Origin of the sequence: Streptomyces sp. NPDC051310, assembly GCF_044455245.1 — a bacterium.
Lineage (GTDB): Bacteria > Actinomycetota > Actinomycetes > Streptomycetales > Streptomycetaceae > Streptomyces.
Genome location: NZ_JBITEO010000005.1, coordinates 247846 through 267513 on the forward strand (window position 1 = coordinate 247846; position 19668 = coordinate 267513).

General features: G+C 70.5%; 21 protein-coding genes. 2 read left to right on the forward strand and 19 right to left on the reverse strand.

Features of this window, described 5'->3' with window-relative positions; translation table 11 throughout:
* Nucleotides 1-5 precede the first annotated feature (5 nt).
* From ACIA79_RS10220 to ACIA79_RS10300, 17 genes are all read right to left on the reverse strand, one after another.
* Nucleotides 6-1544, reverse strand: coding sequence for a restriction endonuclease fold toxin-2 domain-containing protein (locus ACIA79_RS10220; protein WP_399427717.1), 1539 nt, complete (start codon nucleotides 1542-1544; stop codon nucleotides 6-8).
* Nucleotides 1545-1733: 189 nt separating this feature from the next.
* Complete coding sequence (locus ACIA79_RS10225) at nucleotides 1734-2087, reverse strand: hypothetical protein (protein ID WP_399427718.1); 354 nt, start codon at nucleotides 2085-2087, stop codon at nucleotides 1734-1736.
* Nucleotides 2088-2146: 59 nt separating this feature from the next.
* Nucleotides 2147-2578: a protein-tyrosine phosphatase family protein gene (locus ACIA79_RS10230; RefSeq protein WP_399427719.1), complete on the reverse strand. Its 432-nt coding sequence runs from the start codon at nucleotides 2576-2578 to the stop codon at nucleotides 2147-2149.
* Between the two features lie 65 nt (nucleotides 2579-2643).
* The gene (locus ACIA79_RS10235) at nucleotides 2644-3285 is read right to left on the reverse strand and encodes an OmpA family protein (protein ID WP_399427720.1); all 642 of its coding nucleotides are present in this window, start codon (nucleotides 3283-3285) and stop codon (nucleotides 2644-2646) included.
* The gene (locus tag ACIA79_RS10240) at nucleotides 3285-3878 is read right to left on the reverse strand and encodes a hypothetical protein (protein WP_399427721.1); all 594 of its coding nucleotides are present in this window, start codon (nucleotides 3876-3878) and stop codon (nucleotides 3285-3287) included. The genes ACIA79_RS10235 and ACIA79_RS10240 overlap by 1 nt, the downstream gene beginning before the upstream one ends.
* Before the next feature lie 32 nt (nucleotides 3879-3910).
* Nucleotides 3911-4564, reverse strand: coding sequence for a pilus assembly protein TadG-related protein (locus ACIA79_RS10245; RefSeq protein WP_399427722.1), 654 nt, complete (start codon nucleotides 4562-4564; stop codon nucleotides 3911-3913).
* A complete protein-coding gene (locus tag ACIA79_RS10250) occupies nucleotides 4561-4803 on the reverse strand; it encodes a hypothetical protein (RefSeq protein ID WP_399427723.1) in 243 nt (80 codons plus the stop codon). The genes ACIA79_RS10245 and ACIA79_RS10250 overlap by 4 nt, the downstream gene beginning before the upstream one ends.
* 171 nt (nucleotides 4804-4974) lie before the next feature.
* A complete protein-coding gene (locus ACIA79_RS10255) occupies nucleotides 4975-5904 on the reverse strand; it encodes a response regulator (protein ID WP_399427724.1) in 930 nt (309 codons plus the stop codon).
* 21 nt (nucleotides 5905-5925) lie between these two features.
* On the reverse strand, nucleotides 5926-7194 hold the full coding sequence (locus ACIA79_RS10260; RefSeq protein WP_399427725.1) for a sensor histidine kinase: 1269 nt from the start codon (nucleotides 7192-7194) through the stop codon (nucleotides 5926-5928).
* Nucleotides 7194-8084 carry a DUF5936 domain-containing protein gene (locus tag ACIA79_RS10265; RefSeq protein WP_399427726.1) on the reverse strand — a complete coding sequence of 297 codons (891 nt, stop codon included), beginning with the start codon at nucleotides 8082-8084 and terminating at the stop codon, nucleotides 7194-7196. Before ACIA79_RS10265 ends, ACIA79_RS10260 begins: the two co-directional genes overlap by 1 nt.
* Before the next feature lie 15 nt (nucleotides 8085-8099).
* Nucleotides 8100-9038 (reverse strand): type II secretion system F family protein, encoded by a 939-nt coding sequence (locus ACIA79_RS10270; RefSeq protein WP_399427727.1) that lies wholly within the window; start codon nucleotides 9036-9038, stop codon nucleotides 8100-8102.
* Between the two features lie 143 nt (nucleotides 9039-9181).
* Nucleotides 9182-10522 (reverse strand): CpaF family protein, encoded by a 1341-nt coding sequence (locus ACIA79_RS10275; protein ID WP_399427728.1) that lies wholly within the window; start codon nucleotides 10520-10522, stop codon nucleotides 9182-9184.
* 16 nt (nucleotides 10523-10538) lie between these two features.
* Nucleotides 10539-10901, reverse strand: coding sequence for a TadE family protein (locus ACIA79_RS10280; RefSeq protein WP_399427730.1), 363 nt, complete (start codon nucleotides 10899-10901; stop codon nucleotides 10539-10541).
* 3 nt (nucleotides 10902-10904) lie between these two features.
* Nucleotides 10905-11282 carry a TadE family protein gene (locus ACIA79_RS10285; protein ID WP_399427732.1) on the reverse strand — a complete coding sequence of 126 codons (378 nt, stop codon included), beginning with the start codon at nucleotides 11280-11282 and terminating at the stop codon, nucleotides 10905-10907.
* Nucleotides 11283-11323: 41 nt separating this feature from the next.
* The gene (locus tag ACIA79_RS10290; RefSeq protein WP_399427733.1) at nucleotides 11324-12574 is read right to left on the reverse strand and encodes a CpaE family protein; all 1251 of its coding nucleotides are present in this window, start codon (nucleotides 12572-12574) and stop codon (nucleotides 11324-11326) included.
* Between the two features lie 7 nt (nucleotides 12575-12581).
* Complete coding sequence (gene cpaB, locus ACIA79_RS10295) at nucleotides 12582-13301, reverse strand: Flp pilus assembly protein CpaB (RefSeq protein WP_399427734.1); 720 nt, start codon at nucleotides 13299-13301, stop codon at nucleotides 12582-12584.
* 114 nt (nucleotides 13302-13415) lie between these two features.
* Nucleotides 13416-14276 carry a hypothetical protein gene (locus ACIA79_RS10300; RefSeq protein WP_399427837.1) on the reverse strand — a complete coding sequence of 287 codons (861 nt, stop codon included), beginning with the start codon at nucleotides 14274-14276 and terminating at the stop codon, nucleotides 13416-13418.
* Between the two features lie 340 nt (nucleotides 14277-14616).
* Here ACIA79_RS10300 and ACIA79_RS10305 point away from each other — a divergent pair, with 340 nt between their 5' ends.
* Complete coding sequence (locus ACIA79_RS10305; RefSeq protein WP_399427735.1) at nucleotides 14617-16311, forward strand: chitinase; 1695 nt, start codon at nucleotides 14617-14619, stop codon at nucleotides 16309-16311.
* 4 nt (nucleotides 16312-16315) lie between these two features.
* Here ACIA79_RS10305 and ACIA79_RS10310 read toward each other — a convergent pair whose 3' ends face one another.
* Together ACIA79_RS10310 and ACIA79_RS10315 are read right to left on the reverse strand one after the other, a co-directional pair.
* Complete coding sequence (locus ACIA79_RS10310) at nucleotides 16316-16741, reverse strand: hypothetical protein (RefSeq protein ID WP_399427736.1); 426 nt, start codon at nucleotides 16739-16741, stop codon at nucleotides 16316-16318.
* Nucleotides 16742-16752: 11 nt separating this feature from the next.
* Nucleotides 16753-18045: an Nramp family divalent metal transporter gene (locus tag ACIA79_RS10315; protein ID WP_399427737.1), complete on the reverse strand. Its 1293-nt coding sequence runs from the start codon at nucleotides 18043-18045 to the stop codon at nucleotides 16753-16755.
* A gap of 186 nt (nucleotides 18046-18231) precedes the next feature.
* Between ACIA79_RS10315 and ACIA79_RS10320 the strand changes: the two genes are divergently transcribed.
* The gene (locus ACIA79_RS10320; protein WP_399427738.1) at nucleotides 18232-19575 is read left to right on the forward strand and encodes a M14 family metallopeptidase; all 1344 of its coding nucleotides are present in this window, start codon (nucleotides 18232-18234) and stop codon (nucleotides 19573-19575) included.
* The last annotated feature ends 93 nt before the right edge of the window (nucleotides 19576-19668 follow it).

The following is a 19668-nucleotide window of genomic DNA, read 5'->3' on the forward strand; positions in this document are numbered from 1 at the left end:
CTGCCTCACGGTTTGACGTCGACCTGACCAGGGATCCCGTACTTGCGCAGCTTCTCCTGGAAATACTGCACCGCACGGGGGTCATTGGTGACGATACGCAACGTGCTGACCGGAGTGTTCTTGTCCTTGATGACCGCCGCGTAGCGCCGGAACTCGTCGTCGATCTCGTCGTCGACCTTCTGGCGGATGAAGTCGGGCGCCTTGGAGTCCTTGATGAACGGGCTGCGGTCCGGGTTGTCGACGAACTTGGCGTCGATCAGGTCACCGGTGTTCGAGTCGAAGCCGTCGGCCCAGACCTTCTCGCCGCCGCCCTCCACCTGGTACTCGGTGTCACCGGCGTGCCGGCGCTGGTAGGCGCGCTGGTTGGGGTTGCCGTAGTTGGCTCCGCGTGTCTTCAGCTTGAGCTTGTACTTGGTGACGCAGTCGTTGTTGTGGACGAGCGCCGAGCTGCCGGCTCCGATGGCCACGTAGTAGGTGTGGACGCCCGCGACGGTGAGGTCGTGGGTGGTCAGCCGCTCGGTGAACCGCTCGACCGCGCCGACCTGCACGGCCGTCCCGGCGGAGGTGCGCAGCAGCGCCCCCGGGCGGATGTCGCCCGCGTCGACCCAGCGGTGCAGGTCCACGGACCAGAAGGGGTGGGTGTCGGTGGCGACGACCGTGCCCGCGGTCGTGCCGAGCCGGGTGAAGTGCTCGTCGTCGTGGGTGGTGATGACGTCCGTGACCGTGTGGGGCCCGGTCGTGCCGCGGACCGGATCGGTGGCGACGACCCTCTGCCCGACGCGTACGGTCTCGATGGCGACGCGCCGCCCGTCGGCCAGCAGCACCGGGGTGCCGGGCAGGAAGCTGTGCTTGACAGGGCAGTTGATGGGTTTGTCGTCGGGTTTCTTCTGCTTCTCCGGGTCCCACTTCTTCTTGGCGTCGTCGAGCCGGTCCTGCGCCTCGGAGACCTTCTTGCGGTTCTTCACCAGGCCCGTCAGCCCGTCGTACAGATCACCGCCATGCTTCCTGATCTTCCGGACCAGCTCAACGGCCTTCTTCCACTTCCACGGCGCCCCGTACTTCGCCGCAAGCTTGCCCACCGCACCACCGATCAGACTCGTCAGAACGTTGACCAGCGTCTCGGTGCACGCCCCCATGTCCCCCTTGGTGATGCAGTCGAACGCATCGGTGATCCCCAGCTCCTCGGCCAGGATCTTCCCCAGCTCCCTGGCCGCCGCGATCGCCTTGTCCCGATCCGCCTTCTCCGCCGCCTGCGCATCCTGAAGGTCCTTCAACGCCTTCTCATACGCCAACTGCTCCGGCGACTTCCCCTCACCCTCACCGTCCGACGCCGCCCGCTGCCCACCACCCCCGTCCTCACCCTCGTCACCCTCGTCACCGGCAGGCTCACCCTGCGCCTGCGACGGCTCCTGCCCACCACCCCCGCAGTTGTCCCCACCGGTCACCCGGCACACCTGCACACGCAACTCACCGGCGATCGTCGGACCCATCCCCGTCGCCAGCAAAGCCCCCACGATCGCCACCACAACCGCGACCAGACCCACGTACTCCAACGTCGACTGACCCGACTGCGCCCTGCGCAACCCCAGCAGCCGAGCCCCCGTACGCGGCCATCGGGCCCACACCCGACGACGAATCCGACGACGCATCCGACGCACCATACGACCGACGCTAAAAGCACCGGCGTCTCACGTCATGGGCCCACGGGCCCAGTTGGGGGCCCGGCGGGCGGCTCAGCGGAACTCGTGGACGACCTCGATCGTGCCGACGATGTGCCGGTTGAACTCGTCGAGCTCCTCCGCCGGGACCCACAGCTCCAGGATGGTCCGGCCACCGGCCTGCCGGACCGGGTACCGGGTGAGGAACTCGGACTCCACCTGAAAGCGGGTCACGAAGCCGGCGCCGTCGTGCTTCACGTTCCAGTCCCGCGCGATCCTGATCGCGTAGTCCTCGTTGAGGACGGGGTAGAAGATCGGCTGCTCCGGCAGCCGGGGCGGCCAGGCGCGCCACCCCGACTCCTCGACCAGGCGGAGCTCCACAGGGCCGGTCGGGCGCCACAGGGTCGTCGTCGCAGGCGGGAGAGTCATGGGCTGGACGATAGCCGCAGCCGAGGACGCCCGGCGAGGCGGTTCCGGCGTCGGCTGCGTCAGCCGGTGAAGCGCCGGACGTAGCGCTTCTGCCAGGGCGTCTCCACCGCGTGGCGGTCGTACTCCCGGCGGACGAACTCCACGGCCCGGTCGGCCGGGACGCCGTCCAGCACGGCGAGGCAGGCGAGGGCGGTGCCCGTACGGCCGCGGCCTCCGCCGCAGGCGATCTCGACGCGCTCGCCGGCCGCCCGCTTCCACGCCTCGCGCAGGACGGTCAGGGCGTGCGCGCGGTCGGCGGGCAGCCGGAAGTCGGGCCAGCGGATCCACTCCGCCTCCCACGGGACCTCTGGTGGCCGCTTGCCGAGCAGATGGACGGCGTACGTCGGCGTGGGGCCGGCCGGGAGGGGTCGGCGGAGCCCACGGCCCCGGACGAGCCGCCCGGAGGGCAGGCGCAGGACGCCGGAGTCGCCGGCGTTCCAGGTCTCGGTCACCCGTCCACCGTAGATCCTGCGCGGGACGGCCGGGCCGCATTCGGCAATGCGGCCCGGCTCCGCCGCTAACCGCCGGCCGCGCCGCGCTGGAAGGAGACCTCCACGCGGCGGTTCTTCTTGCGGCCTTCCTCGGTGCTGTTGTCGGCGATCGGGTACTGCTCGCCGTAGCCCCGGATCTCGAAGGTGATGCCCTCGGCGGTCAGCTCCTTGGACAGGGCGTTGTGCACCGCCTCGGCGCGCTGCTTGGACAGCACGTCGCCGTGGGCGGAGGAGCCGAGGTTGTCGGTGAAGCCGAAGACGCGGACCTTCCGGGCGTCCTGCTTCTTGATCTCCGCGGCGATCGCGGCGATACGGGCGCTGGCGCTGCCGGAGAGGGCGGCGCTGTCCTTGCCGAAGAGCACCTCGGCCTGGAGGGCGAACTTGATGTCGGCGTTCGTGTCCTCCCGGCGCTCCTCGCCGGCCAGGTCCTCGACGACCGACTTGATGTCGAGCACCTTGGGCGGCGCGAGGGTGGCCCCGTCGGGCAGCTTCAGGTCGGCGTCGCCCGGATCGACCTCGACGGGCGGCGTGGCGGACGCGGACGGATACGGACTGTCCTCGGCCATCGCCTCGGGTGCGACCCCGATCCCGAACGCGAGCGCCCCGGCGACGGCACTGACGGCGACGCGGGCGCGGATTCTCCGGTGGGTGGTGGTGGCCGTGCTCATCAGGAGATCTCAATCGGAGCGTTCGGGAAGCCGGGGAACTGGAGGTCGACGGTGGTGGTGGAGGTCGGTGGCGCGGGGAACTGGGCGAAGAATCCCAAAGTTTCTCCCGCTCCGATACGGGACGAGTAGCCGGTCGTCGTAAGTGGACGATTGTCCGTGTCGCGCAGCACGTAGTAGCGCTTCTTTTCCTTGGAGTCGACCAGTGTCATGGCGGCTACCGAGTTGCCCTGGGCCGCGACATCTTTTTCCAGTCCATTCCATTGGATCGGGACGGTGTAGGACTGGCCGGTAGGATTCTTGAACTGCCCCTGAACAGTTACGAAGCCACCGTCGTCACGCTTGGCTTCATGAATCACCATCTCGATACCACGCTCTCCCTTGAGCGTGGCTAGGACGGTGCTGGTGTCCGGCAGGGTCTGGCCACCCTCGGCAGCGGAGCTCTGGTTGGCTGCAGGTACGGAGCTCTGCTTATTGCCCCCTTCCTGCCCGCCAGCCTCTTCGCCGCCTCCACAAGCCGCGGTGAAGATCAACGTCGCTGTCAGCAGGGCGGCCGCGCCCGTTCGACGCACTGTCCTCGGATGCCGAATGTTCATCACTGCCATTCCTTTGCGCTCGTCATTCGTGGTCAGTCCTCGGCCAGCCTGACGGTGAAGAGATCCGACATGTCCGGGAGGAGGTCCAGGTTCTCCGGATCTATATCCCATGTCCCACCGTCACAGACGAGCTCGCCGGGCGACACGGGTTTGGCGTCTCCTTCACCCGCGTCACCGTCGCCCCCGTCATCCGGATTGCCATCCTTTTCCGCTGCCTCGAAGGTGCACAGGGGTTCGACCACGGCCGTGGCTGTGGTCTCCGCGTGCTTCTCGTCCGTTCCCTCGATGATGCTGGTGCCCATGGGCTCCTGGGACCGGACCTTCACGGTGAACGCCCAGCGCCCGTCGCCCGTCCGGTTGCACGTCAGCAGTTCCGCCTCGTTCCGTGTGGCGTAATGACCGGCGGCGCTGCATCCGTTCACCATGCCGATGAAGCGGCCGCCGAAGATGTCGTCGAGGTAGCCGGGTGTGAGGAGGTTCCCGAGGAAGTCGCCCTTGAACTGGTCCCTCGACTCGCGGGCCGCGGCCAGCGCAGCTGCGTCGGCTGCGGATTGGGTACCGTTCCGGGTGACGTCCGCCTGACCGAAGGCGAAGAAGACGAACGCAAGAAAGAGCAGGCCGACAACCGCCGTAAGGTACAGCGGTGCAGCCTGCCCTGACTCACTACGGGGATGAAGGCAATTCACCCGCCGTTGCCGAGCACCTCGTTGATCTTGTCGCGGAACGTGTTGGCGATTTCCGTCCCCATCTTCGTGTTCATCACGGCCACCACGATCGCCACCACCAGAATCGTGATGCCCACGTACTCGATCGCGCCCTGGCCGCGGTCCCGGCGGGACTTCATCTTCTCGACGCGGGTGTTCGCCCAGTGGCCGATGTAGACCTGCGTCGCGGCGACGGCCTTCAGCGTGGCGTCCTTCATCATGGTGTGCCCCTCCCGTGTCGGCGTGCGTCCTCGTGGTGCCGTGGGCGGGACCGGGTTCCTCCTGGCCGGTCCCGCCGGTGACACCGGGAACGTACGTCCCGGACGGGCGAGCCCACATGGGCCTCAGGGCCCAACCGCGGGCCCATTCACGGGTGTGGGCCTTCGGGGTCCTCATGCCGGGCCCCCTCGGCGGACGCCGTGCCAGATGGCGATGGCTTCGCCGCGGCTCGTGGCGTTGAGCTTGGCGAAGATGCGGTTGATGTGGTTCTTGACCGTCTTCTGGCTGATGAAGCAGGTGGCGGCGATCTGCTGATTGGTCAGGCCCGACGCGATCAGGTCCATCACCTCCACCTCCCTCTGACTCAGCTCGGTGAGCACGCCTGGAGACGAATGTGCCACATCTGCTTGCGAAAGCGAAGGCTTTTGAGCAAACCGTTGCGCAGTCAACTGAGGGCTTGCTAAAGCCTCCTGGGCGGCGGGATTCTGCGCCGGATGTGCGGGTGCAGACGGTTGCTGCGATGCGGTGAACGCCGCGCCGAGCCCGTCCGGCAGCGGACCCGCGCCCTGCGGCGGCGTTCCGTCGCGGACCGTGGCCAGCAGGGCGCCCGCGGCCGTCGGGGTGAAGTGGGGGCGGCCCTGCCTGACGTCGCGGACCGCGGCCACCAGCTGGTCGGCCGTGAACTCACCGTGGACGAGGTAGCCGCCCGCGCCCAGGCGCAGGGCCTCGTGGACGATGGCGCTCTCACGGCTGTACGTCATCATCAGCACCGGTGCCAGCCGCACCAGGTGCGGCAGCGCCGAGATGCCGTCCACGCCCGGCATGCGGACGTCGAGCAGCACCACGTCCGGGCGCAGCCGTACCGCCGCGTCGTACGCCTCGCGGCCGTCGCCCGCCTCCGCGACGACCTCGATGTCGTCCCGGCCCGACAGCAGGACCGTCAGGCCCGCGCGGACCACCGGGTTGTCGTCGGCGACGACCACCCGGAGCACGGGCGGGGTGGGCAGTGAGGGGAACTCCCCCGACGCCGTGGAGGTGTGCTGCGACACCTGCGTCTGGTGGGTCCAGGGGTGACCGGAGCTCTGCGAGATGTCGTCCGGCATGGTGCGGCCTCCTTCCTCGTCTCAGGTGGTGATGGGCTGTTTCGGGATGTACGGCAGCGGTGGCGGGTCCGGGGTCAGGGCGCGGACCGGGATGTCCAGGCGCACTTCCGTGCCGCGCGCCGCGCGGCCCCGGCCGATGCGGATGCGCGCCCCGATCGAGGCAGCCCGCTCCACCATGCCGACCAGGCCGAAGTGGCCGGCCTGCTTCAGCTGGTCGAGGCTCGTGCCGGCCGGGAGACCCCGCCCGTCGTCGTACACGCTCACGCGCAGGACCTCGCCGACCACGCCCGCCGAGACGTCGACGTACGTGGGGCGGGCGTGGCGGTGGGCGTTCTCCATGGCCTCGGAGGCGATGGTGAGCAGGTGGCGGGCGACGACCTGCGGCACGGGGGGCGGCGGCGCGGCGCCCAGCCGGCGGAACTCCGCGCGGACGTCGTGGCGGCGGGCGAAGTCGGCCGTGCGGGCGGCGAGCTCGGTGAGCACGTCGACGCCCCCGTCCAGGCCGGATTCGCGGCGCAGGTCGGAGAGCAGCTCGCGGGACTCGGCGGCGGCCCGCCGCGCCGAGCGGGCGACGAGCTCGGCCTGGCGTCTGAGCGTGTGCGGGTCCATCCGGTCGGCCGAGCCGGCGAGCCCGTCGGCGGCGAGCGCGATGCCGTGCAGGGTCTTGGCGACGGAGTCGTGCATCTCGCGGGCGAGCCGGGCGCGTTCCTGCTCGATCGCCTCGTGGACCGCCAGCCGCGCCCGCGCCTCCGTCAGCGCCTGGCTGGCCGCCCCGAAGCCGAGGACCAGACCCCGCAGCGTGCTGCCGGCCGCGCCGGTGATGAGGCACAGTCCCGGCAGCAGCAGGGCGTCCGCGTTGAGCTCGACCTTGTCGCTGACGCCGTACGCGCCGGCCAGCACCAGGGACTGGCAGACGGCGAAGAACGCCGCGCCGCGCCAGCCGTAGACCAGGCCCGCGAGCAGCGGTGTGCAGATGGTGACGTACGCGAGCGTCGATGCCGGGGAGGCGGTGATCAGCAGCAGCGCGCCGAAGAGCATGTCGACGGCGAGCAGGGCGGGGTGGCGCAGCAGGACGGGGCCGAACCGCTCCCAGTCGCGCAGCAGGGCGTACGACACCATGAAGGTGACGGTCACGGCGGCGACGACCAGCCAGGTGCCGAGGCGCGAGGTGGTGCCCCCCAGCGAGAAGGGGACGGCCAGCGCGATCATCGCCATGCGGAAGCCGAAGACCTGGCGGCACATCGCCTGCAGGGCGTTGACCTGGAGGGGCAGGGAGGGCGCGGCGTCCATCAGGAGCCGCCGAACATGTCGTCGAAGTTGACGCCCGAGGCGTAGTAGAAGCCGACCGCGATGAGGATCATCGTGCCGGGCAGCATGAAGCTGGTGACGATGAGGGTGGCCTTGGGGACGGCCTTGGCGGCCTTGCGGCGGGCGTTCTGCGCGTCGGTACGGCGCATGTCCTCGGCGATCTGGATCAGCGTGTCGACGATCGGCGCGCCCAGCTCCTCGCCCTGCTGGAGCGCGGAGACGAACATCGAGACCTGCTCGGACCGGTTGCGTCGGCGCAGCTGCTCGAAGGCGTCGCGGCGGCTGACGCCCATGTCCATCTGGCGCAGGGTGATGCGCAGTTCGTCGGCCCACGGGCCTTCGTACTTCTCCGCCACGCGTTCGAGGGCCTGCCGGAAGCCGAGGCCGGCGGAGACGACGACGGCGAGGACGTCGAGGAAGTCGGGCAGGGTGCGCTCGATGTCGTCCTTGCGGCGGCTGATGGCCGACCGGATGATGACGTCGGTCCAGAACCAGCCGTAGACGAAGAGCAGCACCGCCAGCACCAGCTGGCCGTTCATGAGCATGGCGAGCGCGGAGACCGTGCCGAGGCCGGTGTACACGGCGCGCCGGGCGGCGTACCGGTCGACGGTCATGCCGCCGGGGTTGCCGGCCATGTCGAGCTTGCGGCGCACCTTGTCGACGCGCTTGGGGCCCATCATGCGCAGGACGCGCGGCGCGTACCGCATGCCGATGCGGTCGATGGCGGAGCCCGCGGCGGTGGTGCGGGTGGCGCCGACCTCCAGGGCGAGGGCGAGGTCGCCGGGGAGCTTGGCGTCGGCGCGGTACATGCGGATGCCGTGGAAGGCGCCGTACACGGCGAGTCCCGCGACGGCGGCGAGGAGCAGTTCCACAGGTGTCGTCCCCTCTCAGATCCGTACGCGGGTGAGGCGGTTGATGAGGAAGAAGCCGAGGGCGTACAGCCCGGCCGAAATGATCACCGCGACCTTGCCGGCGAAGGCGCCGGTCATGTCGTCCAGGGCGCCGGCCCGCATCGAGTTGATGATCATCAGGAAGCCGAGGCCGAGGACGGGCACCATGATCGCGGTGACCTTGACCTGCGAGAGCAGGGTGGAGACCTCGCGCCGGGTCTCCTTGCGCTCCTCCAGCGTCTCGGTGAGGTTGCGCAGGGAGGAGACGATGGTGCCGCCGGCGCGGTTGGACAGGATGAGGGTGGTCACGAGGACGGTCAGCTCGCGGGACGGGAGCCGTTCGACGAGGTCGCCCAGGGCGTCGTCGAGGGACCGGCCGACGGCGAGCTGGTCGGCGACCCGCTTGAGCTCCTCCCCGGCCGGGTCGTCGAGCTCCTCGGCGGCCATGGCGATGGCGGTGCGCAGGGCCAGGCCGGCCTGGGTGGCGTTGGCGAGGACGCGGGTGAGTTCGGGGAGCTGGTTGATGAAGCCCTCGGTGCGCTTGAGGAGCTGCCAGTCGAGGAAGGCGTTGGCGCCCCACAGGCCGATGACGGCCGCGATCAGGCCGAAGAAGGGGGCGAAGACGGAGCCGGCGATGAAGTAGAGGGCGAGCAGCGCGGCGACGACGTACACGGCGTACTCGCCGACCGTCAGGTCCAGTCCCGTCGTCGTGATCTTGCGTTCGATGCGCTTGCCGAAGGCGGTGCGCCGCAGCCGCCGGTCGATGCCGCCGAAGCGGCGGCGGCGGCCCGGGAGGGCGATCTGGCCGGTCTGGGACATCCGCTCCAGGAGGGCCTGCTGGTGGGCCTTGCCCGAGGTGTAGACGTGCACGCCGATGACGGCGGTGAGGCAGGCCAGCAGGGTGACGCCGAGGGTCAGGAGGGGGAGATCGTCCATGTCGGGTGTCCAGGTGGGTCGGGGACGGGGTGGGCGTCGGCGGACGCGGGGCGGGCGGTCCCGGTGGCCGGGGCGGGCGGAGGGGGCGGGCACGGTCCGGGCGCGTGCCGGGTACGGGCCCGCGTGACGGGGCGTCCTCCGGGTCAGGCGATCGCTCTGCGCAGCGCCAGTTGCTCCTCGGACTGGGCGACGCCGAACGCCGCCGGGATCGCCTCCCCCTTCATGTAGAGCCGCTCGGCGGTGCGGCGCGGCAGCGGGAAGTACTCGAAGTGGCCGTGGATCCGCCCGTCGGCGGTCATCGGCCGGGCCTGGAACCGGCAGACGGTCACGATCCGGTACTCCTCACGGCCGTGCGAGTCGACCACGGCGATCTCGGTGATCCTGCGGGCGCCGTCGGCGTTGCGGGTCAGCTGGACGATGACGTCGACCGCGCTGTTGATCTGGTCCTTGATCGCGACGAACGGGATCTCGACCTCGGACATGGAGCCGAGGGTCTGCAGACGCATCAGCGCGTCCTCGGCGCTGTTGGCGTGGACGGTGGCCAGCGATCCGTCGTGACCGGTCGACATCGCCTGGAGCATGTCGAGCGTCTCACCGCCGCGGACCTCGCCGACGATGATGCGGTCGGGGCGCATGCGCAGCGAGTTGCGGACGAGGTCGCGGATGGAGACGTGGCCCTTGCCCTCGACGTTCGCGGGGCGGGACTCCAGGGTGATGACGTGGGACTGCTGGAGCTGGAGCTCGGCGGAGTCCTCGATCGTGACGATGCGCTCGCCGTCGGGGATGAGGCCGGAGAGGGCGTTGAGCAGGGTGGTCTTGCCGGTGCCGGTGGCGCCGGAGACGATCAGGTTGAAGCGCGCCCGGACGAGTCCGGCGAGCAGCATCATCATGTGCTCGTCCAGCGACCCCAGGCCGATCATCTCCGGGAGGGTGAAGGCCCGGGGGAAGCGGCGGATGGTGAGGATGGGGCCGCTGAGCGAGAGCGGCGGGATGATGACGTTGACGCGCTCGCCGCTGGGGAGGCGGGCGTCGACCATCGGGTTCGCCTCGTCCACGCGGCGGTTGACGGTGGAGACGATGCGCTCGATGGTCTGCATCAGCTGCTCGGTGGAGGAGAAGCGCAGCGGCAGCTGCTCCAGGCGGCCGCCCCGCTCGACGAAGACCTGGTCGGGGCCGTTGACCATGATCTCGCTGATGGAGGCGTCCTCCAGGAGCGGTTCCAGGATGCCGAGCCCGAGGGCCTCGTCCACGACGCGGCGGATGAGCTGGGAGCGCTCGACGGTGGAGAGGACCGGACCTTCGCGGCTGATGATGTGGCCGAGGACGCGCTCCAGACGGGCGCGGCGCTCGGCGGCCGCGAGGGCCGACATCTCCGCGAGGTCGATCTCCTCCAGCAGCTTGGCGCGGTAGACCCCGACGAGGTGGTCGCCCTCGGTGTGGCCCTTCGCCGGCTCGGGGCTGCTGATGCGCGCCCGCAGGCTCATCCCGTCCTCAACTCCCTCATCGGTCCATGGGCATGGTGGTGCTCTTGTGCACGGGGCCGAAGTCGATGCCGGGCACGACGGAGGGGATATCGACCGTGACCTCGACGGTGACCTCGTCGCCCGCCGGGCCGCCCCGGAAGGAGGCGCCCTTCTCCAGCCAGTCGCTCATGGCCGCGCTGCCCGCCTGCTGCGCGCTGCCCTGCTCCATCGACACCGCCCTGGCGGCCGCCCGCGACGCCGTGCCCGCCTGCTGGGCCGCGTACACGGCGAGGCCGAGCTGGACGACGGCCATGGCGACGAAGAGCAGCAGGCCGAGCATGCCGACGTACTCGATGGCGGCCTGGCCCCGCTCACCGCGCTTCTCACGCACCACGCGCACGGGTCACCACCCCCTGTCCTCGTGGGGGACCGCGGCCTCGCCGTCGATGCTGATCGGCAGGTCGAACCCGCCGGGGAAGAGCAGCGGGACCTGCACCCGCGCCGTCGTCCGGTAGAGGTCGCCGTCCGCGCCGCAGTCGTACTCGGCGGCCCACGCGCCCGGCATGTCCTCGCCCGCCGCGGCCCGGCAGGCGGCCGCTCCTCCGACCGTGCCGGCGCGCACGCCCTTGTCCGCCGCGTTGCCCGCGAGCGAGAAGGTGTAGCCCACCAGCGCCGCCTGCCACAGGAGTGCCAGTGTCACCAGGATCAGGGGCAGCGTGCCGGTGAACTCGATGACCGTCTGCCCCCGGTCGTCGAGGCGTTCCGTCCTCCGTGGTGCCATGACCCGACGTGCCCCCCTCCAGGCGATGCCGTCGTTGCCCGTCACTTGTTCCTGCTACGCAGCATGCCGATCGAACCGCGGTCGCCCCGGAACTTTCCCGGTTTCTCCCCGCCTTCGGGCGCCTTCACCAGTCCGAGCTCCCCGGCCAGCGCCCACATCGCCTGCTTCACCGCGGACTTGGCCTCCAGGTCCTGCATCCGGCCCGCGTCGACCGCCGACTGGAGCTCCTTGAAGCCGGCGGGCACGGCGGTGCGGGTGACGCGGGTGCCGGTGATGCGTTCGATGAGCGGGGGCTGGATCTCGGTGTTGCGGGTGTGGCGGTTGACCACGGTCACCGTCTCCTCCGCCTTGCGGATCTGCAGCCGGTCCCAGAGCCGCACCATCCGCTTGGCTGCCCGTACGGTGACCACGTCGGGGGTGGTGACCAGCAGGGTGAGGTCGGCCATCTCGACGGCCGCGGCGTTGGCGCCGTTCATGTGGGTGCCGCAGTCGACGACGACGATCTCGTAGCGGTGGCGCAGCGCGCTGACGACCTGGCGTACGGCGCGGTCGTCGACCTCCTCTCCCCGCTCGCCCTCGGCGGGGGCGAGCAGCAGCCCGATGCCGGTCGGGTGGGAGAACAGCGCGTCCTGGAGGACGCGCGGCGAGATGTCCTGGATGCCGGCGAGGTCGACGACGGAGCGCCGGAACTGCACGTCCAGGTAGGAGGCGACGTCGCCGGCCTGGAGGTCGAGGTCGGCGAGCGCGGTGTTCATCCCGGAGGCGCGGGCGGCGAGCGCGAGCTGGACGGCGAGCACCGTCGTCCCGACGCCGCCCTTGGCCCCGCTGACGGTGACGACCGTGCCGCCGGGCCCGGTGTGGAGGTCGCTCGCGCCGTGCCCCAGGTGGCGCCGGACACCGGTCGACCAGGAGGCCGCGGCCTGGACGCGCTGGGCGAGCTCCTCGTACGACATCGGCAGGACGACCAGGCCGCGGGCGCCGGAGTCCATGGCGGCCGAGTACAGCCCGGGGCTCGCGTCGGACGTGACGAGGATGACCCCGACCGCCGGAAAGCGGAGGGCGACCTCCCGGATCAGCTCCAGGGCTGGGACCGGACCGATCCGTTCGTGGACCAGTACGACCTCGGGCAGCTCGTCGAGCGACTCGGCGGCGAGCCGGGCCAGGGTGTCGAGCAGTGAGGTCGAGTCCCCCACCGGCCCGGCCGGCTCCGCGTCGGGGAGCTGGCTGAGCAGCGTGGTGACGGATCGGGCGGCGTCGGCGTCACCGACGGCCGGGAGGATGCGTGTGGTCATCCGGCCCTCACTTGTTCTTGTCTTCTTCGAGGGTGTACGTGCCGTCGCCGGGGCGCAGGGTCGTCGGGCTGCCGTCCGCGATCAGGGCCAGCCGTACGTGCACGGCGAAGGACTCGGCGAAGGCGACGCGCTGGGCGTCGAGGGTGTTGAGCGCGAAGGTGATGGGCACGGCCTCGGTGGCGCGGCTGCCGCGGTCGTCGCGGCTCGGCTCCAGCGGGGTGAGCTTGCCGACGTCGATGACGCGGGCGTTGGTCACGATGATGCGGGACTCGGCGATCTCCCCCTTGCCCTTCCCCTCGTCGTCGAAGGTGGCGAAGATGTTCACCAGTGAACCGGGGGTGATCTTGCCGGCGACGCCGGTGGCGGCGTCGATCATGATGGCGATCTCCTGCTGGCCGTTCTCCAGCGCGGGCCTTTTGACGATCATGTCGTTCTGCAGCAGCGAGCCTTTGCGGAGCTGGGTGACGGCGATTTTCCCGTCCAGTACGCCGAGGTCGGTCACCGCGTTGTCCGAGAGCCATCGCTCCGGCATCTTGATCTTCTCGAACTGGGCGGGTTGCAAGGCCGTGTAGGCGGCCACGTCGGTCTTGACGCGGTACGCGGTGACTTCCGGTCCGACCTTGGAATTCACATCGCTGATCACCGAAAGCACCCCGGCGAACGCGCCCAGTGCGCACAGCACGGAGAGGAGGAGCAGAATGACGCCGCGGCGTTGCCGTGAATTCATGAGCGGGACAACCTCGTTGGGAGACGGTGGCTGGCGTGCACGTGCGGGCTTTCTCGCGGGGTCGTACGCGGCCGCGGGGCTTTCGGGGGCGGCATCGCTGCCGTGGCGTGCGTGCTACGACCCGTGGCGCATCGGTGTTCCATGGTTCAGGACACCGTCGGGCCGGTTCCGGTTCTCGGGCGGTGCGAGCGGCGCGGAGCAGAATCCGCAGCGGTCACCGATGAGTTCGATTCCGCACCAGGTGCACACCTCCCGTCGCACCGAGGAGACCAGCTGGTAGAGGACGGAGATGTCGGGCAGAAAGGCGGCGAATTCGATCATCTTGGCCGTGCCCCACCAGCCCGGGGAATCGGCCGGCAGCGGGGCCTCCTGCACACCCTGGACCCGCCAGGCCGGCGCGAGCACGGTGGTGGCCCAGTCCGACGGCAATTGCCCTTTGGCGACCAGAAGATGGGTGCCGAATTCCGGTCCGGCGAGTTCACCGGTGCCGATCTTCACCAATTGCGGATGGGGATTGGCGAGCACCCCGAACTGCGAACCGGGCACCCACGACTTGGCGTGCGTCTTCAGACTGACCGGCACCCGGTCGAGCTTGGTCACGGAATTGAGCAGGGCGCCCGCGTAGATGTAGTGCGACAGCAGCCGGGCGGCCGAGGCGATGACGCCGGCGCTGAAGTCGCAGACCGACAGCTGCCGCAGCTGCCGGACGAGTACCGCGACCCCGAGCGGCGGCAGGTCCAGCTTGAGCAGGGCGATCCGGTCGCTCTCCAGGACCGACCGGACGGTGTGCAGCCGCCGCTCGTGCGCGACCGGCACGGACGCCGGGTACAGGGCGATGACGTAGCCGTGCTGCTCCACCAGGACCTGCATGTCGGCGAGCGCGGCGTCCAGCGGCTGGGCGCCGGGCGCCTGGAGCAGCGCCGCGATGGGCGTGTGGTGGTCGGTCGGCGGCAGCACCAGGTCGGCGCTGGTCACGGCTATGGCGGTCGGCACGCTGGTTCCCCGTTCGGCTCCGGCCGCCGGGGGCCCGGCGGCCGCAGTTACGCTCTGCTACGTGGTGCTTCCCTGCTGCTTCTGCCCTGCACTTTATCCACGTCCTACGAGGCAGAGAACACCTTTCGGGACGCTTGCGGGACGGGAGTTCCGGAGGAGCCGCGGCTGCCGCCGGTCATTCGAATCATCCGGACGGGTGATGGGCCCTCACCGGGCTTCGGCGCCGGGGGCCTTGACAACGGGATTGGTCTGGACCAACTTTACGCCAGCGGTGGCCACCGTTCTCCTTCCGTACCCCCGACTCCCCCACCGGAGGCAGCAAGTGGACCGCTCACGCTCACGCAGATGGCTCGGCGGTGCCCTGGCACTCGCCGTCGGATCCGGCCTGGCGGTCACCGGCGGAGCCGGCACCGCGTACGCCGCCGACGTCAACGTCGCCAGGAACGCCGGCTTCGAGGCCGGGCTCGCCGACTGGACCTGTTCGGCGGGCAGCGGCGCCACGGTCTCCTCCCCCGTGCGCACCGGGACCGCCGCGCTCAAGGCCACGCCCGGCGGGCAGGACAACGCCCGCTGCGCGCAGACCGTGGCAGTCCGGCCCAACTCCACGTACACGCTGAGCGCCTGGGTGCAGGGCGGGTACGCGTACCTCGGCGCCACCGGCACCGGCACCACCGACGTGTCGGCGTGGACGCCGGACTCGGCCGGCTGGAAGCAGCTGACCACCCGCTTCACCACCGGCGCGAACACCACGCGGGTGACGGTCTACACGCACGGCTGGTACGGGCAGGCCGCCTACCTCGTCGACGACGTCTCGGTGTTCGGACCCGACGGGGGCGGGGGCGGCGACCCCGACCCGGTGGTCCCCGCCACGCCCGCCGGGCTGACCGCCGGCGCGGTGACCCCGTCGTCGGTCGCCCTGAGCTGGAACGCCGTCCCCGGCGCCACCGGCTACCACGTCTACCGCGACGGCACCAGGGTCCAGTCCGTGACCGGGACCTCGGCGACGGTGACGGGCCTGGCCGCGAACACCTCGTACGGCTTCCAGGTCAGCGCGTCCAACGCGGCGGGCGAGTCGGCGAAGTCGGCGGTGGTCACCGGCAGGACGTCGGACGGCGGGACGAACCCGAACCCCGCGGTGCCGCGGCACGCGGTGACCGGCTACTGGCAGAACTTCGACAACGGCGCGACCGTGCAGAAGCTGCGGGACGTGCAGGCGCAGTACGACATCATCGCCGTGTCGTTCGCCGACTCGACGGCGACGCCCGGCCAGATCGTCTTCAACCTCGACCCGGCCGTCGGCTACGCCTCGGTGGCCGACTTCAAGGCGGACATCGCGGCGAAGAAGGCCGCCGGCAAGTCGGTGATCATCTCGGTGGGCGGCGAGAAGGGCAACGTCACCATCAACAGCGACGCGTCGGCGACGGCCTTCGCGAACAGCGCGTACGCGCTGATGCAGGAGTACGGCTTCAGCGGGGTCGACATCGACCTGGAGCACGGCATCAACTCCACGTACCTGACGAAGGCACTGCGCCAGCTGTCCGCGAAGGCGGGGCCGGGCATGGTGCTGACGATGGCGCCCCAGACCATCGACATGCAGAACACCGGCACCGAGTACTTCCGGACGGCGCTGGCCGTGAAGGACATCCTCACGGTCGTGAACATGCAGTACTACAACAGCGGCTCCATGCTCGGCTGCGACGGCAAGGTGTACGCGCAGGGGTCCGTGGACTTCCTGACCGCGCTGGCCTGCATCCAGCTGGAGGGCGGCCTGGACGCCTCGCAGGTGGGGCTCGGCGTCCCGGCCTCGCCGCGGGGCGCGGGCAGCGGGTACGTCGACCCGTCGGTGGTGAGGAACGCGCTCGACTGCCTGACGCGCGGCACCGGCTGCGGCTCCTTCAAGCCGTCGAAGACCTACCCGGCGCTGCGCGGCGCGATGACCTGGTCCACGAACTGGGACGCGACCGCCGGCAACGCCTGGTCCAACGCGGTCGGCCCGCACGTGCACAACCTGCCGTAGCGCCTCAGACGGGCGGACGGTTCGCCAGGTAGTGGTGCAGTACGGGACCCAGCTCGGCCAGCCACTGGTCGAGCTGGGCCCTGCGGCGTGCGGCGACCCGGCACTCGTAGAGCATGCCGCCGGGGTGGCGTACGGCCACCATGAGCACATGGCCGTGGGGCGCGGGGGCGAAGTGCGCCGTCGCGACCCCGGCCCACGGGAAGTCCATGGTGTGGCCGTTGACCTCCAGGCCGATTCCGGAGGCATCGACGACCACGGAGTTGTGCCGGTCGTGCGCGACGAACTCCGGGCCGTCGGCCGGGGCGGCCGGCTGCGGCGGCTGGTACGGGTGCGGCTGCGGCTGCGGCTGCTGATAGGGGTGCGCGTGCGGGTACGGCTGTGTCACGGGTATCGGGGGCCCGAAGCCCGGCGGCGGTGGCGGCATGCTCATGCCCGCAGTATCTACCAGGGCAGCTCGCGCACCTGCTGCACGCACAGCACGACGAACAGCAGCCCGGCCGCGACCAGCACGGCGTTGCTGAGCACGCCGTTGCGCCACTCCCGCGGCGTGCGCTCCGAGTTGAGCAGCCAGACCAGGGTGAGCGCCAGGAACGGCATGAAGAACGCGCCGATCACGCCGTACACGATCACCAGGCCGAACGGCTGGTCCAGGAAGAGCAGGCTGATCGGCGGGAAGGTCAGCCACAGCAGGTACGCCCGGAACGGCAGCGACTTCTCGCGCTCCACGACCACGGTCGCGTCACCGCCGCCGCGCTGTTTGCGGAAGCGGGTGACGAAGTCGGCGAACATCAGGCTCACGCCGTGCCAGACGCCGATGAGGGAGGTGAAGGAGGTGGCGAAGAAGCCGACCAGGAAGAGCTTGGCGGTCGCGGTGCCGTACCGGGTCTCCAGCACCTCGCCGAGGTCGAGGAGCCCCTTGTCGCCCTTGGCCAGCGCCACGCCGGAGGAGTGCAGCAGCTCGGCGCCGACGAAGAGCATGGCGACGACGAAGATGCCGGTGGTGATGTAGGCGACGCGGTTGTCGAGCCGCATGACCCTGATCCAGCTGATGTCGTTCCAGCCCTTGGCGTTCACCCAGTAGCCGTACGCCGCCAGCGTGATGGTGCCGCCGACACCGCCGATGAGGCCCAGGGTGTAGACGAGCGAGCCCTCCGGCAGGACCGGTGCCAGGCCGGCCACCGCGGACCCGAGGTGCGGGGTGACCCGGACGGCGAGGTAGACGGTGACCACGAACATCACGCCGACCAGGACCGTCATGACCTTCTCGAAGACGGCGTACCGGTTGAACCAGACGAAGACCAGCCCGGTCAGGCCGCACAGCACGGCCCACCACTTCAGGTCCATGACGTCCGGGAAGAGCGCGCTCAGCGGCAGTGCGCTGGAGGACATGGCGGCGGCGCCGTAGACGAAGCCCCAGACGACGACGTACCCGACGAAGTAGACGGTCGTCCAGGCACCGAGGCTGCGCCAGCCGTCGAAGAGGGTGCGGCCGGTGGCCAGGTGCCAGCGGCCGGCGGCCTCCGCGAGCGCGATCTTGACGAGGCAGCCGACGACGGCGGCCCACAGGAGCGTGTAGCCGAACTTGCTGCCGGCGATGAGCGTCGCGACCAGGTCGCCGGCACCGACGCCGGTGGCCGCGACGACGATCCCCGGGCCGATGGAGCGCCAGCTCGGCCTGCGGGGCGGGGCGCTCCCGCCGGCCTCCTCGCTCCGTACGGTCTCTGCACCTGCCATGTCCGCCCACCTTCCGCTCGTGATCGTCGACGTTCCGTCACGAAAGCGGGTCCCCGGCGATCCCGCAAGGGGACCGGCCGGACGTGACCTTGGCCGGAGGCGCCCCTTGACGCGGTCATGCCAGGGCCTCACGATGCCTCGCACGGGGAGAGCCACCCCGTACCCCCCACCCAGGAGACGACAAGCATGCGACTTCGCATACGCGGCGCGCGCGGCAGAAGGTCCGCCACCCTCACGGCCTTACTGGCGCTCGCCGTCGCGGCACCGCTCGCCGCCACCACCACGACGGCCGCCGACGTGCCGGCCACCCCCGCCGCCACCACGGAGGAGGTCATCCGGCAGTACGAGATCCACGGCCCGTCCACCGCGGCCGAGCGCACCGCCCTCGCCGCGACCGGCGTCTCGATCGACGAGGCCGATTCCCACGCGGTCGTGGTCAGCGCCGACGCCCGGCAGGCGAAGCGGCTGCGGGCCCTCGGCTACGAGCTCGAAGCCCTGCCCGCGCCGCCCGACCGCTCCGGCGGGAAGTCCGTCGGCGCCATGGACTTCCCCTCCGCCGACGCGCGGTACCACAACTACGCCGAGATGAACGCGGAGATCGGCCAGCGGCTCCAGCAGTACCCGAACATCATGAGCCGCCGGGTCATCGGCAAGACGTACCAGGGCCGGGACATCGTGGCCATCAAGATCAGCGACAACGTGGCGACGGACGAGAACGAGCCCGAGGTGCTCTTCACCCACCACCAGCACGCCCGTGAGCACCTCACCGTCGAGATGGCGCTGTACCTGCTGCGCGAACTCGGCGCCGGGTACGGGAGCGACGCCCGGATCACCAGCGCGGTGAACAACCGCGAGATCTGGATCATCCCCGACCTCAACCCGGACGGCGGCGAGTACGACATCGCCTCCGGCTCCTACCGCATGTGGCGCAAGAACCGCCAGCCCAACTCCGGCTCCTCGTACATCGGCACCGACATGAACCGCAACTGGAACTTCAAGTGGGGCTGCTGCGGCGGCTCCTCGGGTTCCCCGAGCTCCGAGACCTACCGCGGCCCGGCGCCCGAGTCCGCCCCCGAGGTGAAGGTCGTCGCCGACTTCGTCCGCTCGCGCGCCGTGGGCGGCAAGCAGCAGATCCGGGCGGCCATCGACTTCCACACGTACAGCGAGCTCGTGCTCTGGCCGTACGGCTACACGTACAACGACACGGCTCCCGGCCTGACCCAGGACGACCGTGACGCCTTCGCGGCGGTCGGCCGCAAGATGGCCGCGAGCAACGGCTACACCCCGCAGCAGTCGAGCGACCTGTACGTCACCGACGGGTCGATCGACGACTACCTCTGGGGCGTGCACAAGATCTTCGGCTACACCTTCGAGATGTACCCGAGGGGCTCCGGCGGTGGCGGCTTCTACCCGCCCGACGAGGTCATCGAGCGCGAGACCAGCCGCAACCGGGACGCGGTGCTGCAGCTGATCGAGAACGCGGACTGCATGTACCGGTCGATCGGCAAGGAGCAGCAGTACTGCGCCTGATGGCGTGAGGACCGTCGTGGCACGCGCGTCGCCGCCGTGCCACGACGGCTCCGTACGCGGCCGCGCCGAGCCGCCCGGCGCCGCCGCCGCACG